Source organism: Bacillus cereus group sp. RP43, assembly GCF_040459645.1.
Taxonomy (GTDB): Bacteria; Bacillota; Bacilli; order Bacillales; family Bacillaceae_G; genus Bacillus_A; species Bacillus_A mycoides_C.
Genome location: NZ_JARVHQ010000003.1, coordinates 47431 through 62512, shown reverse-complemented (window position 1 = coordinate 62512; position 15082 = coordinate 47431). Strand labels below are relative to the sequence as shown.

Below are 15082 nucleotides of genomic sequence, written 5' to 3'. Positions count from 1 at the left end.
CGTTTGTTGGATTTATAAACATACTGAAATATATTTTATATTATTACATCAAACATTTAGCACTTATATGCATTTTATGACGTTTGTTGGATTTATAAACTTACTGAAATATATTTTATATTATTACATCAAACATTTAGCACTTATATGCATTTTATGACGCTTGTTGGATTTATAAACAACTATTTCTTTTAAATAATACATATAACAATAAATTTCCATTTGAAAATAACACCCTTTTTAAAGGATATATGAACTACTTCTGTCTTTTTTATGGTAATTAAATAAGGTTTTGAATCAACACAATTCTTATTTTCTCATTGATATAGTAGCTATATTTAATATCATTTACTCAATATTCCACTTTTAAAATTGCCTGATGTTTTTATTTCAATACAATATTATCTGTGAATTCTCTTCTTGTTAATTCTTCTAAAAACAATTCATCTTTCTCTAAGGCTGAATTAGAAAAGACACTAAAAATCTACGTGGAAGTTTGTGACCGATTGTACTTACATATCAATATTAACAATTAATATCTTGATTTTAGGTGATATACGATATCACCTAAATTTGATTGAAATAAATTTCTGAATTTTCACCCCTCCCCCCGAGGGAGAGTAATCTAAAATTACTGGAGACCCTAAGAGTTGAATAAACAGATGAATCGAAGGGAAAGTTAAGCAAACATGCGTTACTTTAAAAAGTTTCGTCTTAAAGGAGGAAGTTAAGTATGCCTATTGAAGAGTCACAAAACACCCCTTGGACACGGAAACACTTCATATCTCACGCTCCGAAAATTGTCTACCCTAAATCATTAGAAGAATTAATTGAACTTTGCCAAAACAGGCCTTCCGGTCAGCGTTTCAAAGCAGCCGGAAGTCACTGGGCCCTTTCGGAAGCAGCGGTTAGCGACCACACATTCATCGAAACTAACGACCCTCGAGACGTTCATCGCGCCATGGGAAAGACTCTTACAAATGTTATACCTAATTGCCTGAACCGAGACTACATCAAGCACATGGTTGAAACTGAAAAAGAAAAAAAGCAGAAGTCATACCTAGTGCATGTCGAATCAGGTAAACGCATCTACCAACTCTACGCCGAACTAGATCAGATTGTTGATATTGGCGATAAGAACACTTTGGCAGGCTTTATCATTGACCAGGTTGACAATAAAGCCGATTATAGCGGACCATGGGGATTCGCCACCCTCGGCGGTGCTGGCGGTCAGACTATCGTTGGAGCACTAAATACAGGTGCACATGGTGGAGATTTTGATCGCCCCCCATCGCTGATGCAGTAATGGCGATACACCTTGTAACTGATGGCGGTAAACAATAATCATCCGCAGCTTACTGATGATTCCATGTTGAAGAAAGAGTTTAGAAAAAAAAGTTTGGTGGTCCCAAGAATTTCGAAATCATTAGAAATAATAATTTCTTCAATGCGGTGCTTGTCTCCGCTGGCAGATTTGGGGTAATCTATTCCGTTGTGCTCAAAGCAGTGCCTCAGTATTCTTTATACGAGCGACGACGACTACATATCTGGCAGGACATTAAACACCAAATCAAGAGCCGTAACAGTCCATTATTTAAAGATATTGCGATCCCACCCAATCCACTTTTCTATCCGCATACTCCCGTAGTCGGGGAACAACGATTTCTACAAATCGCAATTTGCCTTACCCCACATATGAATTTTCAGCGAAACCTCGTGGGTATTACCAAGCGCTGGGAACTTGCGCTCCCCACAGATATAGACCCACAAGGTCGAAAAGAGAGGGTAGGGCACATTATAGAAACATGCAACGAGCGCATTCAGGGACCACTTTTCTCAATGGCTGGTATAAATCACGGGTACAGGCCTAATCCTGATAATCCCCACACGGCCGGTAATCCTACTTTATTGATGCGTGCGTGTGCTGATGCTAGTTTTCTCAAGGGATTGCTTAAAGAGACAATTAAGGATATCGAGAAATTTGTAGACAGCAATGGAACTGTCATTGGCCCCGGAATCGCCGCGATTGCGGCTGCAGGAGGCAGTGGTTTACTGACATTAATCCCCCCATTGTTACTAATTCTGGCTATTCTTCGTGAGCTTCTGGAGCACTTTGAAGACGATACACGCCTCGGAGAGCAAATGGAGAACATCAAGAATGTGCTCCTTGCCCCTGAAAACCCTAATCCGCTCCTTCGTGCCACTGGATTGTTCGCCTGGCAACTGTTCGCATATAAGATTTTCCAATCTATGCAGGGTGATCTTGACTTCGAAGCAATTAGCTATGCAGTAATATATGTGTCTAAATCACTTAGGATTAGACGCATTATATATGAGGTACTTACATTTCCGATAGTATGTTTCATATTTTCTTCTCCTCATCACTTTTTTCATGAAGTGAAATTTGTTTGTTATACCAATTATTTATCTTCCCTTTGTAATACTTCTCTACTTCGTAATCTGAAATCCTAATTTCACGATCATAGATTTTACTCATTACTCTTTCTAAAACATCCTCATGTTCTCTCGGCTTCAATCTACGGTTATGAACCTTAATCTTCTCTATATATGCCTCTCTTAGCCAGTTTGATATGGTTTCACGCTGTTTTTGTTTTAGGTGCGACCATTTTTATTGGTTTGCAGTAGTTGCTCTTGAGAACTCTTGATGTAATTCTTCATTGACCTTCACTCCCCAATCGTATTTTTACTTATTTCTCATTTGAACCGAAGACGCAGCGCATTCTAAATCGAGTAACAGCATATGTCGTTCCAATTTTACGAATTGAACCTTTTGGAAAATCATTAATTCTTTTACGTAATGTTGATGCATCAATTCCCCATTCTTCTATTGCATCCGTACTACTAAGAATTTCATTATCCAAAAGATTAAGGGGATTCCATTCGACATCTTGATAATCAAAACCATCCAGCTCTAACTGCTGTAAAATGCCTCTTTCATCCCCTTTTACAGCAAATAAATTATGATCATCTCCCTGGTGTACGTCTTCTAATATGTTTACTATCAATTCATGGCCAGTTATCTCAACGGTACTATTCTCAGACACATAATAATAGATACCTTCTTTCACCTTGAATATAGCCTTATTCCATACTCCATCTTCACTAGTACCCTCAAAAATTCGTTCTGCTTTCATTTTCAGACACTCTCCTTTCACGCAAGCGTGAATTGGTACAAGTTAAAGTATTAGTGTAAATAAAATCGATAAAAATTAACTATCTTTTCTGAATTTTGTTGAAAAATAACTCGAAATCACTCAAATAATGCTGCTATTTTGCTATGATGACACTAATTAAATAGGATTAGGATACTTCTATAGGATGGGGGAATATATAATGAGTGTATTAGTAAAAGGAAATGAGCAATTAACCTCTCTATTGAACGACTGGTACCAATCTATGTTATCTCAACAAGTTTTAAAAGCTACCAATCTAAAAAAGGAAATCGATGAAAAAATTAGTAAGTTAAGTACTGAGCTGAATCAAGATTGTCAGGATCAAAATTTGTTACTATATTACTCACTACTTGAGTTTCGTTACACAGTCTTAACAGATAGCCTTAGTATTCAAAAAAATAGTTTTGATACTATTAGCGATTATGATATGCCTACAGACCAATTTCTTCGCTTTTATTATCACTTTTTCAAAGCCATGCATGCCACTTTTATCGCAAATTATACTATGGCGGAGGAACATTATAAACAGGCAGAAAAGATAATAGTAGATATACCGGATGAAGTTGAACATGCTGAATTCTATTATAGAATCGCAACTTTTTATCACCATACTTATAACATGCTCACTTCAATTGAATACGCAAATAAATCAAAAGAAATCTTTTCGAAGCATGAAGGCTATGAAGTGAAAACAGCCTTTTGTAATAGCTTGCTAGGCGGCTGCTGTATCTATTTAAAGCAGTACGAACAAGCAGAAGAATATCTAAATTCTGCAATTGATTTACTTAAAAAGAATAAAGAAGAAGATTCCTTGTTATATGTAAGAAGTACAATAGGGTGGCTATATTCTGATCAAAACATGTCTACTTTAGCTATTCGTCATCTTTCAGAGGTAACAGCTAAAATGCCTACGCACTTTAAGGCTATCTTCCTAGAAGCTAAGGAACATTATAAATTAGGAGAACAATCGGCAGCCAGCCAACTCATTGATAAGGGATTACAGATCTGTAGGGGAATTAATAACGAGGAATATACGCATCACTTCTCTATTTTAAATAGCTTAAACAAAAATATTCCATTGGAAGAATTGGAAAAAATCATTCAAGAAGGAATTGTATACTTTGAGAAAGAAGAGTTATGGGATTATGTTGTGGAATATGCTGAATTATTTGCTACAATATGTAGAAAATTAGAAAACCACAAAAAGGTAAGTGACTATTTCCATATTTGTTATCAAGCTAGACGAAAATCCATCGAAAAAGGAGCGTTAAAATAATGAAAAAAATTAACTTATTATTATCTGGTATTGCTTTTATTGGGGCGTTAACGGTGGGAATTACTCAGTTTTCTCAAACAGACCAACTTGCTACTCATGGACATTACCCTGCTCCTACATATAGTGTCGGCGACCATGGTGGTGCACCACAACAAATTTAATCTAAGCACATTTAAAAGTCCTCGCTAATTGTGAGGACTTTTGCTATCTAATACTTTTCTATAAACCTAGTACACTAACAATCTGACACGCTTTAAGGTTTTCAATATGATAGTACATTTCTAATCCTCTTCTTTCCGAACGTAGGATCTTTCCTCTCATTTTTGATAGATGCTGAGAAACAGTAGATTGTGGTATTTTTAATATATCTGTCAATTGCGTTACATTACAGATTCTATGATGATTTAACTCCTTCACAATTTGTAATCTAACTGGGTGTGCCATGATTTTTAATAATTCTACGTCTGCCTCTGGAATTTGGTTCATTTCTTTTTTATTTTGTAATGTTGTCATTTTTAATATCTCCTTTTCTATATTCCATTTTTATTTTTTTATCGAATTAATTGACGTTTTACATGTTCATGTCTGTTTATATACAAGGTGTTTTACCGGTTTCCCTCTTCTATATTTCGTCTCTAAGGTATAAAAGTATAATAATAGCTAAAAATCCAACAAAAGATAGCATAGGAATCGTGATAAAACCAAATAAATTCAAGTAATCTTCCGTACAAGAAACTCCTACAGAACATATCTTCATCTCGCTTGCAGGAAAGGTTTGAATCGTTATTTGATAAACAGCTAGTAATAAGCCGATACATGCAAATGGGAATGCATATGTACTTTTACCAGCGGGTCTTTTCTATACATGCCGACACCTAATATCAGTACTAATGGATACATGGCCATCCTATGGTACCAGCATAAATCACATGGTGGGAGTTTCATCCATTCACTAAAAACCAAGCTTATAAGCATTGCACTTGTAGCTATCATCCAAGCAATTGCAATATGATACTTTCGAATTAACGCCATTCTTCATTCACCTCATTTAATGATCTGCTCTACTTAGCTTCCGTATGTGATTAGCTTATTTCCATGCTTTGAGAATCCTGTCTCAATGGAAAGTATCCAATCGTTGATATCTTCCCAATCATATCCTTTTTCTTTTAGTTCTATCGGGAACTTATTCTCGAAATCATCCCGCATTTCGTACATACTTTCCAATGCTTTTTCCATTTGACCAAATTTATAAAAAATGTGCGTGTTTACACGTTTGTTTCTCTTTTCTGATACAGCCAAATATACGTATCGTTTTTCTTTCGCTAAAACGAATTTCAAGAATCCCGCTACCTGACTCATTCTTCCATCTCCTTCGCGGTTTTCCTTTCCACTCTCCTTGTAGTGTGAGTAAGGAAAACTTTCTCTCTTACAGTTTAATTCAATGAATATCTCATTTTTTTGCTTTGAAAATACAAAAAAACACTCATCATCACAATGTTTATTACACCAGCTGCAGCCCCAATTTTTGAAATAACATAGATGTATTCGTTACTACTGAAAGGCATCATGCTCGAAAATATAAAGACAATCGAAATAACAAACGATAAGATCATGTTTCTTTTATTCTCTTTCACACTTAAAAACCTCCTTATTTTAATCTCAAAGCATTAGTATTCTTACTATGCTTGAGTGATATGCGTTAAGCGGCATCATTTCGGTTATAATGATGTTTCTTTTCATCTACAAAACCTTTGATATTCCACACTCCACTTTTAGATGATTTTGCTTTCTTTTCGGCATCAAACATTTGTGGAAGCAGCGTAATGTTCGGTTTAGTAATATAAGCTACAATCCCGTATCCTAATTTGACCATTAATTCATTTACATGTATTCCCTCGCAAAATATATACGCTAATTTTCTGCCATACTTGTCTTCTTTTTGTCCATGATCATATACCAGGGTTACATCTTTTCCTTCTATTTGTTTCTTTAGAAAAGAAGATGCTTCTTTACCCATCTTTTGTGGCGGAATCTTTCGAGAAACAGATTCAGGGGTGTCTAATAATAGTAACCTTACCGTCTGCTTCTTCCTGTTTACTTTCACATCTACTGTATCTCCGTCTTTTACATGTATTACTTTTCCTTTACCTGTTTCTAATCCATTTAATTTGTCCCTGTATGCTTCCGGGATATCAACATTCCTCTTGCCTTCTACATTCTGCTGGATTGCTTCCTGGGCCGTTTGTGCAGGTCTCGAATCATTTGTTTGTGTTGAACTGCTACATGCTGTAATTTGAAAGACTAATGATGTTATACAAGCAATCTTAATCCATGGTTTCATACCGTAGTATCCTTTCCTATTAGTATCACTCTACTTAATATACAAATGGACTATATGCTGGATTAACTTCTTTATAATCACAACACAAGCAAAATCGAACCCACTTTGGATGTTCGTTAAACGTAGCCCTGAATGATTGCTTTTTACATTTGGGACATGCTGATATTTCATTCCCCTTATTACGCTTATGACTCTCCACATTCTCAAAAGATACATCTGTAGATGGTATTTCACTCGTACGCAATATATCTTCCCCCTCTCTCTTTTTTTAGGGATTTATAGACAACGAAAAAAGGACACACCTATGGCATATGTATGCGTAGGTGTGTCCTTTTGCAGGTAGATTTAGAAGTATTTTATTACTTTCATCATATCATAATCCTTATTAATTTTATATATGAAATTTAGGATTTTATAATATTATTTCTTCTTCTCATATACAAAGGTTATTCTCTTCTGTGCAGAGTCATATGTTAATTTTGCACCAAACGATTTCCCCGTTTTTTTCGATATAAAGCCTTGGATTGTATCTGTCATATTCTTTTCTAATAATTTCTTAATCTGGGCTTGCTGTAATTCTTTTTTCAAGTATCATACCTGAAACGATGAAATCACAACCCTTTTTGTATTGTTCGCATAGATAGTTTGTTTTCCCTATAATAACTCTCCCCTGGCATAATGGACATTTACCTACCGTACGATCCTCTGCAGTTGGAAATTCAAAACAAATATTAAGGTCTGGCTTTAATCGAATGGCAGCTGTGAATTCTCCTTTTTCCCCATTAAAACCATTAATGAAGTCTGTTACATTACTATTTAATAACTTCTTAATCTGACTATCCAATAATTTCTTATCTTTAATTTTAGCTGGCAACACAAAATTACATCCGTTTTGATGGTCTGAGCACCCGAAAAATGTTTTACGGTTTAAAATTTGTCCCTTTTGGCACTTTGGGCACTGACCTAGTGATAATTCTTCAACTGTAGGTAAACTAAAACGAATTTGACCGTTTATGAATGATAGGTAAGCAGAAAACTCTTTGCCATTAGATTTAAATCCTTTTATAATGTCCGTTTTATTCTCTTCAAACAGTTTTTTAACTTGTGCTGCAGGAATCGCTTTTTCTTTTATTTTTTTGGCAAACCAATATTACAGTTCGGGTGATTGCTGCAACCGAAAAATTTCCCCCTATCTAAAATAATTCCATTTCTACAAGGGCATTGGCAAACCTCTATTTGTTGCTTCCAGGTCTCTATTAGATTGTACGAAATGGTATCAGGGATTTTTATAATCTCTTGCGTTATTTTTTGTACAAACGCATTTGTTTGTACAATGAAGTCTTCATAACTCATTTCATTCTTTTCAATACGATATATTATCCCTTCCATTTCAGCTGTGTATAGTGGATCTTTGACTTGTTGGACAGGGAATTGTTCAATAAAAGCACGACCAATTGGAGTTGTAGTAATTTTCCCTTTTTCAATGGCTATATAGTTCTTCTCATATAAAGCTGGGATGAAAGTCGCTTCGGTTGCAACGGTTCCAATTCGCTTTCCTTTCATCAGTTCTTTTAAATGTTCGTCATCAAATTTGCGTCCAGCTGTTTCCATGAAAGTCAGAATTGAGCTTTCTGTGTGTAGCGCGAGTTTCTTTGTTTTGGATTCAAGTAACTCAAAATCGCAGATTTGAAGTTCATGTCCTTTCTGCAGAATAGGAATTTTAAATGCTTCCACACTTTCTTCTTCTTTATCCTCTTGAAATACTTCTAAAAACCCTTTTTCCCTAAGTACACTTTCTTTTGTTTGATAGGTATTACCCATCGAGTCAATAAGCGATACGTCTCTTACTAGATACACTGCAGGACGCATGAAATTACCCACAAAGCGTTTTACTACAAGATCATATAGCTGTTTTTCAATGTCTGGACGGTCTCCACCGTTATATTGTTTTGTTGTCGGAATGATAGCTAAATGGCTTGATACAAGCTCATCATTGAATGTTTTATGTTTTGTATTAATTGCCTCGATATCTACTAGTTGTACCAATGACGGATAGTGACTCGTTGCTAATGAGTGCATAACACCTTTCACACGCTCTACTTGTTCTGTAGGTAAATGCCTAGAGGAAGAACGTGGATAGGTAATAAATCCTTCTTCATACAAGTTCTGAATATGTTTTCTAGCGGTTTCTGCATTAATCTGCAGATGAGCATGAGCATCTTTATATAAATCCGTTAAGTTATATAATAATTTAGAATTATTCTTTCGATTTCCTTCTTTAAATTCTTCCACCACGAGATATTGGCCTTTCAAGTTTTCTCCCAAACTTCTTAATGGCGATGGGTTTAATACCTGGTCTTCTGTTTTCATAGCCGGAGTGATTCCTAAATCTGTTACTAGTTGCAGATGATAATAAGATTGCTCTCTATAATTTTCAATCGCTACCTCACGTTGTCGTATCTCATTTAATAAACACATCTGTACACGTCCAGAGGATAGCAGGAACTTATTCTGTGCTAATTTCGTTGTACATCCCCTCGTTATGTTCATACCTAATAGATAGTCCAGATACTGCCTTGCTTTAGCAGAATACGCCAGTCCATCGTATTTTGATGCGCTTTCTAATCGATTGAGAGCTGCCTCTAGTTCTGCCGCTTCATAAGAGGATTTATATACACGAGATTGCTTTTTATTCACTCCTGCATATTCGTACACTTCCCTATAGATTAACTCTCCTTCGCGGTCCGCGTCACATATGTTAACCGCATGGTCAACATCATGTCGTTGCAGCAGTTTAACAAGTATTTGTAATTGTTCAGCATTTTCTTGTTTCACCTTATAAGCTGGCTGATAAATTAAAGGTAAATGCTCTAACTTGAATACTTTGTACTTTGGATCCATCTCTTCCGGATGTTTTAGTTCCAGCAGATGTCCACGGCACCAACTGACAATATAATGATCATTTTCATAATAACCATAATAAGGTTTGCTACCAATGTACTTTTGTGAGTGACGGAATCGTGGCGATTTCATAATTTCATTGGCCACTTTTGGTTTTTCTGCAATAAATAACGTTTTCCCCATAACTTTTTCCTCCTTAAACAAAAAAGGACACACCTACGCTATGGTTATGCGTAGGTGTGTCCTTTTGCAGTATAATTTTTTAGTATTGGATTGTCCTTATTATAACATAACAGAATTTAAATTATAGTAAATTCTCTCAAATGATGTATCTGTCGAATCTACACGATTAGCAATAATTACAAAAAATCTATATAATTAAATACATCTTGCTTTAACGCATAATACAAATTACTTCCTTGGACATAAGCAATATTATTATTTGTTCATTTTCAACCAAAAAACATGTAACGGAGGCGTTTAAATGTTCGAGCATCAAACAATTAACAGTAAGGATATTTACATAGTTGAGCATCACCATCATGTACTTGAACCATGGGCTATTTATCGAGAAAGAAATGCAGCACCTATCCTAGTAACCCTTGATCATCATACAGATTGTCATTCCGCTTTCCTTAAGCATTCTGCTCGCCAAATCGAAGGAGATAGTGATGAAGTGAATACACATAGGGTGGCATTTAGAAAAAATTGTATAGATGAAATCAATTATAATGATTTGAATACTGTACGTTCTGCAATCGGGAACTTAAAGCATGACGAACATATTGATGCAGCTATTAAATCTAACATAATAGAAAGGGCTTTAGTAATAAACTATGATGCGCACAAGGATGATCCAATGTCATTTAAAGAGTCCAAAAGAATTGAAGAATGTTATTCTACTCCAGCAATTTTAGCTCGTATGCGTGGAGAGATTTTTGAAGTTCAAGCTCCTGAAGGTTACCCAGAGTCTGAAAATAGCATATACATTCTTGATAAAAAATGTTGGATTGGTGATCAAACTGAACATCCTGCCCCACATAATGATGACTGCAAAAAACCACACTACGACCAAGCAATAGAGTCGATTTACCTTGAAGATAAATTAAATACTATAAATGAGATGATACCTGGCCTAATAGAAAACAATCAATTTACTCAAGATTATATTCTTGATATTGATTTAGACTATTTCCATACGTTAAAGTCAATTCAGCCCGACAATTATGATACCATTTATAACCTAATTAGAAATGCCAAGATAATTACAATTGCCACAGAACCTATTTGTGTTGAGAATTTGAAATATGGGAATGAGCAAATTAATAGCGAATCATTATTAGATGCTTTATTAAATCACATAGAACAGGCATTAAGCCCAACAACTATAGTTGAATAAAAAAAGGCTCCATACACGTGGGCCTTTTTTTTCAGTTAAATGTTCATAACTATTTATTTACTCGTTTCACAAAATCTTTCGAATCTCCTTTTAACTTGTAATACTTCATGTTAAGACGAATAGCTACTATGGAGATTACTAAGAACCCTATTACATATAACATGTCTCCTGCTCCATTCATTATTGTTTAGCGAACTTATTATGTAAATATTTCACATGTTTCTTTTCAATTCCCTTATCGGTAATGTTTGCTCGCAATATAGTTTGATAGATATGCTGGACCTCTTCTTTTGTTAACTGAATGTCTGTATAAGATTCAATACATTTCTTCAGATTGTAATAATATAAGATATGTTTATCTTTTGAATGTACATTAACTTTTTTTAGATTGCATTTCGGATGAAACGCTACAATAGAGATACACGGCAGCTGTTGTTCCATCACCCATTCAATTGCTTTCGTATGTTTATAGTTTTGTCGAAATGGATTTTGAAAAGAGTGTTTCTTTCTAAAAATACCTTGTGTCCATCTTGCCGCCTTCTCATCTCCATAGATCCAGCCCTCGTAGTTCTTCGTCTCTATGACAAATACACCTGTTTCCGCGATAACAATGTGGTCAATTTGCGTTGTATCATCATATTCTGTATGAACCGTCACATCATGTAACACATAATAACTTTTGGGATCTAATTTACTCAACATACGTTTCACCAGTTTTTCTCCAGCTTTCCCTTTCCATTTAGGTACATGTTTTTTTACAACAATATTCAATGGAATCAGAATCGCAATGAGAATTAATTCGAATATCAATACTTTCATATTGAACTACCCCCACTTTCACTTCGTTTAGAAGTGAGGGATTCCTAAGTAAAGAGTTCTATCGAACTCTAATTGATTAGGCTATCTCCGCAATCCTTGCGGTTAGAAGCCTTATCGCTTCATTCTTTAGATTGATACTTGCGTTAATATCCCTATCATGGTGTGTACAACAAGAAGGACAGTCCCATTTACGTAGGTTTAGATTTTTAACGTCTTTGTTTTGATATCCACAACGAGAACATAATTGGCTGGAAGCAAATGTTTTCGATACGACAATGACTTGTTTGCCATACCATTTTGCTTTGTATTCTAACATGGATCGAAATTGCGACCATGATACTTCACTAATTGCCTTCGCTAATTTATGATTCTTTAACATATTTGATACTTGCAGATCCTCTATACCGATAACATCGTGGTTTTTGATGATTTCAGTTGAGATTTTGTCCAAGTAATCTTTTCTAGCATTTGCCATGTATTCATGAATTCTAGCTACCTTTACTCGCTGTTTATTCCAGCGAGTAGAACCTTTCGTCCTTCTAGAAAGAACACGCTGTGCTTTCGCCAACTTCGCTTCTAATGAACGAAAAAACTTCGGATTTTTATAGGTTGTTCCATCTGACAAAATGGCGAAATCTTTTAGTCCCACATCCATTCCAATGTAAGATTGTGTTTTCGGAAGTTCTTGCACTTCTGTTTCAACTAACAATGACACAAAGTATCTACCAGATGGATTCCGTCTAACAGTAGCATTTACAATACGTCCCTTTACTTCGCGACTTTTGGCAAATCGAACAGGGCCTAGCTTCGGCAACTTTATCTTGTTTCCTACAACAGCAATGTTTTCATTTGTTTGTTTTGTGGTATAAGATTGTACGTTGTTCTTCTTGGATTTAAAGCGCGGGGCACTGTTTTGTTTTTTGAAAAAGCGTGTATAAGCATCCGCAAGGTTGCGAACAGACGACTGAATCGCAATACTATCCACTTCTTTTAGCCAAACAAACTCTTTCTTCATGGCAGGAAGTTTGGCAGAGCATGTACCATATGTCAAACCTTTTCCTTTCTCTTTGTATGCGTGATCCCATAGGGAAAGGAAATGATTGAATACAAAGCGAGAACAACCTATCGTTTTGTTGATTAGAATTGCTTGTGCTTGATTTGGATAGATACGAAACTTATAGGCCTTATTAATCATCATTTAATTCACCTCCATTTCGGTATATGACTATTATACACCAAACGTATATTCGGCAGATAGTGAAGTAACACTTTATGTATGTCGAACAATTAAGATGGCTCCCTGCCATCCCTTGTTTGAAGCCAATTCATCTCCCACCTACTCACTGGGCTGTGACCCTTCACGCTCCTTGAGGAAGGAGTCTTCTTGGCTAAAATGATAAAAACCTCCTTTTCACACTCTTGCGTTTTTGCGTATCAAACGATATACATACGTTTCTAATCCTAAAATAAAATATGAGATACATAAGCCTTTTATCACCATCTCTACAAATCCTAACGCTAATGAAACAAGGAGCCCACCCCGAAATTGAAACGGTCTTGTCACTCTTCGATTTACTGGTTTTTCAATAACACCAAAATTAGCCCAGGTAGGTAAACGCTTTTCCACATTCTTTACGGTACCCACTAATCCATATTTAAGCGACAGAATGAAACATCCAATTAGTAAATACACAATAGAAGAAAAATAGATAGATAGACCCATAACAATAATTGTGAGCAACCAACCTACCAAAATGGAATTTCGCAAAGCAATATATTCTCGATTTCTTTTCAAAACAAACAGTCCTTTCAAAATAAATTAGCACATTTTTAAATGGGAAATATTTACATTTAAAAATAAGCATGATATGATACGTCTATATTAATTTCAGAAATAGCCTAAAAAGGATTGTGATAGACATGTTAAAACTTGTAGTAGATAATACCGTAACAGAACAAGAAACAGATTCAACTTTTTCAAACCTTTTTACCTGCAAAGACTGTGTATACTATCTTTCAAAATCGGATTCTTGCAGTCTGCAATTAGCAGCTGATTCAAATAATCCCCTTATCCCTTATGAGTGTGGGAATTTTGAGGAAACCTATGAAATCGGAACGGAAGATCCTTTGAATTCACATATTCATCAACAACTTCGTGAAGAAAAAGCACAAATACTAGCTGAAAATTATCCAGCACAGCCTTCTATTGATCCGATTCATAAAGAAGCATTATGGTATGGAACAGCAGATCATGGTTGTTGGATTGTAAATGATGCAAAGAAACGCTTTGCTCTGGCAGGACAGGTTCCTTTCGGTGATAATAATATGTCATCTGAAAAATACGCATCTCCTTTCCCTTTACATGATCATGGAGCAAAAGAAGGTATTAGGCACTATATGTGCTGGTATGTAAACGAAAAAGGAATAGGCGAATACCATCTACTTATTGGTGGTGTCATCATGAAAATTGCAGAAGGAGTTAAGAAACTTGGATTCAATTACTAATCACATCTACAAGAAAAGAATGTTAGAACATACGATATTATTTAGCCTGGTACATCTGGTACCAATCCTTATCTTTACCGGCATCATATACTTAGTACTAGATCTTTCTAAGTCGGAATGGCATACTTGGCTTATTTATGAAGGAATCTTTACGATCCTGTTCCTCATAACAAGATTCCAAGGCTTTCAAACGAAAAAAAGTATTCTTTCTATGAAGCAATACGAGAAATGGTTTTCGAAGTTAAATATTATTTTAGTTTCTATTTTCCTTGGCTGTTTTGCAGGCATACCAGCTCTACTACAAATTGTGTTCATTCTACAAATGGCACTCATTTTCTATCTGTTAGAGCGTAGTTGTCTGTATATCGAAAGATTACCAATACATAACGTCTATAAAATAAAGGCAATTATTTGCGACAAAAAACAACTGAAAATTGAACGAATTATCCCTAATAACGAGGAACAAGGCACTCTTACAGTTCAAACAAAAGATGAACAATACTTTTTATATACAGCTGTATATCTAAGTGGCATATTATCCCCTATATCACCGGAAGTATTTGAAGAATACGAAAGAAGAAATCATATGGGTAGATAAAAGGTACTGAATATAGATTCAGTACCTTTTTCATTCCTCTTATATGTGT

Annotated in this window: 16 protein-coding genes and 3 pseudogenes; 7 read left to right on the top strand and 12 right to left on the bottom strand. The window is 35.4% G+C overall.

The window, feature by feature from the left end; translation table 11 throughout:
* The first annotated feature begins 733 nt into the window (after nucleotides 1-733).
* Both QCI75_RS29210 and QCI75_RS29205 read left to right on the top strand, forming a co-directional pair.
* Nucleotides 734-1306: a hypothetical protein gene (locus QCI75_RS29210; RefSeq protein ID WP_353762024.1), complete on the top strand. Its 573-nt coding sequence runs from the start codon at nucleotides 734-736 to the stop codon at nucleotides 1304-1306.
* 389 nt (nucleotides 1307-1695) lie between these two features.
* Complete coding sequence (locus QCI75_RS29205; RefSeq protein WP_353762184.1) at nucleotides 1696-2472, top strand: hypothetical protein; 777 nt, start codon at nucleotides 1696-1698, stop codon at nucleotides 2470-2472.
* Here QCI75_RS29205 and QCI75_RS29200 read toward each other — a convergent pair.
* Nucleotides 2363-2679: pseudogene (locus QCI75_RS29200) on the bottom strand (transposase). The gene QCI75_RS29205 and the pseudogene QCI75_RS29200 overlap by 110 nt on opposite strands.
* 29 nt (nucleotides 2680-2708) lie before the next feature.
* Entirely contained in the window at nucleotides 2709-3155 is a 447-nt protein-coding gene (locus QCI75_RS29195) for a helix-turn-helix domain-containing protein (protein WP_353762023.1), read from the bottom strand.
* Nucleotides 3156-3354: 199 nt separating this feature from the next.
* Between QCI75_RS29195 and QCI75_RS29190 the strand changes: the two genes are divergently transcribed.
* Nucleotides 3355-4470 carry a response regulator aspartate phosphatase gene (locus QCI75_RS29190; RefSeq protein ID WP_353762021.1) on the top strand — a complete coding sequence of 372 codons (1116 nt, stop codon included), beginning with the start codon at nucleotides 3355-3357 and terminating at the stop codon, nucleotides 4468-4470.
* Entirely contained in the window at nucleotides 4470-4631 is a 162-nt protein-coding gene (locus tag QCI75_RS29185) for a hypothetical protein (RefSeq protein WP_353762020.1), read from the top strand. The genes QCI75_RS29190 and QCI75_RS29185 overlap by 1 nt, the downstream gene beginning before the upstream one ends.
* Before the next feature lie 58 nt (nucleotides 4632-4689).
* Here the strand turns inward: QCI75_RS29185 and QCI75_RS29180 are convergent, their stop codons facing one another.
* The 7 genes and pseudogenes from QCI75_RS29180 to QCI75_RS29150 all read right to left on the bottom strand — a co-directional run bounded on the left by QCI75_RS29180 (nucleotide 4690) and on the right by QCI75_RS29150 (nucleotide 9895).
* Nucleotides 4690-4983, bottom strand: a complete 294-nt coding sequence (locus tag QCI75_RS29180; RefSeq protein ID WP_353762019.1) for an ArsR/SmtB family transcription factor — start codon at nucleotides 4981-4983, stop codon at nucleotides 4690-4692.
* Nucleotides 4984-5092: 109 nt separating this feature from the next.
* Nucleotides 5093-5502, bottom strand: a pseudogene (locus QCI75_RS29175) (disulfide bond formation protein B).
* 33 nt (nucleotides 5503-5535) lie between these two features.
* A complete protein-coding gene (locus QCI75_RS29170) occupies nucleotides 5536-5829 on the bottom strand; it encodes a hypothetical protein (RefSeq protein WP_353762018.1) in 294 nt (97 codons plus the stop codon).
* 74 nt (nucleotides 5830-5903) lie between these two features.
* The gene (locus tag QCI75_RS29165; protein ID WP_201053760.1) at nucleotides 5904-6104 is read right to left on the bottom strand and encodes a hypothetical protein; all 201 of its coding nucleotides are present in this window, start codon (nucleotides 6102-6104) and stop codon (nucleotides 5904-5906) included.
* A 65-nt stretch (nucleotides 6105-6169) separates the two neighbouring features.
* Nucleotides 6170-6811 carry a thermonuclease family protein gene (locus tag QCI75_RS29160; protein ID WP_353762016.1) on the bottom strand — a complete coding sequence of 214 codons (642 nt, stop codon included), beginning with the start codon at nucleotides 6809-6811 and terminating at the stop codon, nucleotides 6170-6172.
* A 34-nt stretch (nucleotides 6812-6845) separates the two neighbouring features.
* Nucleotides 6846-7055, bottom strand: coding sequence for a hypothetical protein (locus QCI75_RS29155; protein WP_002166909.1), 210 nt, complete (start codon nucleotides 7053-7055; stop codon nucleotides 6846-6848).
* Between the two features lie 176 nt (nucleotides 7056-7231).
* Nucleotides 7232-9895, bottom strand: a pseudogene (locus tag QCI75_RS29150) (type IA DNA topoisomerase).
* Between the two features lie 301 nt (nucleotides 9896-10196).
* Between QCI75_RS29150 and QCI75_RS29145 the strand changes: the two are divergent.
* Nucleotides 10197-11111, top strand: coding sequence for a peptide arginase family protein (locus QCI75_RS29145; RefSeq protein ID WP_353762015.1), 915 nt, complete (start codon nucleotides 10197-10199; stop codon nucleotides 11109-11111).
* 180 nt (nucleotides 11112-11291) lie between these two features.
* Here QCI75_RS29145 and QCI75_RS29140 read toward each other — a convergent pair whose 3' ends face one another.
* The 3 genes from QCI75_RS29140 to QCI75_RS29130 all read right to left on the bottom strand — a co-directional run bounded on the left by QCI75_RS29140 (nucleotide 11292) and on the right by QCI75_RS29130 (nucleotide 13725).
* Entirely contained in the window at nucleotides 11292-11930 is a 639-nt protein-coding gene (locus tag QCI75_RS29140; protein WP_353762014.1) for a nuclease-related domain-containing protein, read from the bottom strand.
* A 76-nt stretch (nucleotides 11931-12006) separates the two neighbouring features.
* Complete coding sequence (tnpB, locus tag QCI75_RS29135) at nucleotides 12007-13128, bottom strand: IS200/IS605 family element RNA-guided endonuclease TnpB (RefSeq protein ID WP_353762013.1); 1122 nt, start codon at nucleotides 13126-13128, stop codon at nucleotides 12007-12009.
* A 213-nt stretch (nucleotides 13129-13341) separates the two neighbouring features.
* Complete coding sequence (locus QCI75_RS29130) at nucleotides 13342-13725, bottom strand: hypothetical protein (protein ID WP_002139798.1); 384 nt, start codon at nucleotides 13723-13725, stop codon at nucleotides 13342-13344.
* Between the two features lie 125 nt (nucleotides 13726-13850).
* Here QCI75_RS29130 and QCI75_RS29125 point away from each other — a divergent pair, with 125 nt between their 5' ends.
* Together QCI75_RS29125 and QCI75_RS29120 are read left to right on the top strand one after the other, a co-directional pair.
* Nucleotides 13851-14435, top strand: coding sequence for a hypothetical protein (locus tag QCI75_RS29125; RefSeq protein ID WP_353762012.1), 585 nt, complete (start codon nucleotides 13851-13853; stop codon nucleotides 14433-14435).
* Entirely contained in the window at nucleotides 14419-15033 is a 615-nt protein-coding gene (locus tag QCI75_RS29120; protein ID WP_353762010.1) for a hypothetical protein, read from the top strand. Before QCI75_RS29125 ends, QCI75_RS29120 begins: the two co-directional genes overlap by 17 nt.
* Nucleotides 15034-15082: the final 49 nt, after the last annotated feature.

What these genes read in the sequence shown, in the direction of transcription:
- QCI75_RS29140 (WP_353762014.1), bottom strand. Translation starts at nt 11,930, where the DNA reads ATGAAAGTATTGATATTCGAATTAATTCTCATTGCGATTCTGATTCCA.
- QCI75_RS29195 (WP_353762023.1), bottom strand. Translation starts at nt 3,155, where the DNA reads ATGAAAGCAGAACGAATTTTTGAGGGTACTAGTGAAGATGGAGTATGG.
- tnpB (WP_353762013.1), bottom strand. Translation starts at nt 13,128, where the DNA reads ATGATGATTAATAAGGCCTATAAGTTTCGTATCTATCCAAATCAAGCA.
- QCI75_RS29170 (WP_353762018.1), bottom strand. Translation starts at nt 5,829, where the DNA reads ATGAGTCAGGTAGCGGGATTCTTGAAATTCGTTTTAGCGAAAGAAAAA.
- QCI75_RS29210 (WP_353762024.1), top strand. Translation starts at nt 734, where the DNA reads ATGCCTATTGAAGAGTCACAAAACACCCCTTGGACACGGAAACACTTC.
- QCI75_RS29180 (WP_353762019.1), bottom strand. Translation starts at nt 4,983, where the DNA reads ATGACAACATTACAAAATAAAAAAGAAATGAACCAAATTCCAGAGGCA.
- QCI75_RS29145 (WP_353762015.1), top strand. Translation starts at nt 10,197, where the DNA reads ATGTTCGAGCATCAAACAATTAACAGTAAGGATATTTACATAGTTGAG.
- QCI75_RS29125 (WP_353762012.1), top strand. Translation starts at nt 13,851, where the DNA reads ATGTTAAAACTTGTAGTAGATAATACCGTAACAGAACAAGAAACAGAT.
- QCI75_RS29160 (WP_353762016.1), bottom strand. Translation starts at nt 6,811, where the DNA reads ATGAAACCATGGATTAAGATTGCTTGTATAACATCATTAGTCTTTCAA.
- QCI75_RS29190 (WP_353762021.1), top strand. Translation starts at nt 3,355, where the DNA reads ATGAGTGTATTAGTAAAAGGAAATGAGCAATTAACCTCTCTATTGAAC.
- QCI75_RS29205 (WP_353762184.1), top strand. Translation starts at nt 1,696, where the DNA reads ATGAATTTTCAGCGAAACCTCGTGGGTATTACCAAGCGCTGGGAACTT.
- QCI75_RS29185 (WP_353762020.1), top strand. Translation starts at nt 4,470, where the DNA reads ATGAAAAAAATTAACTTATTATTATCTGGTATTGCTTTTATTGGGGCG.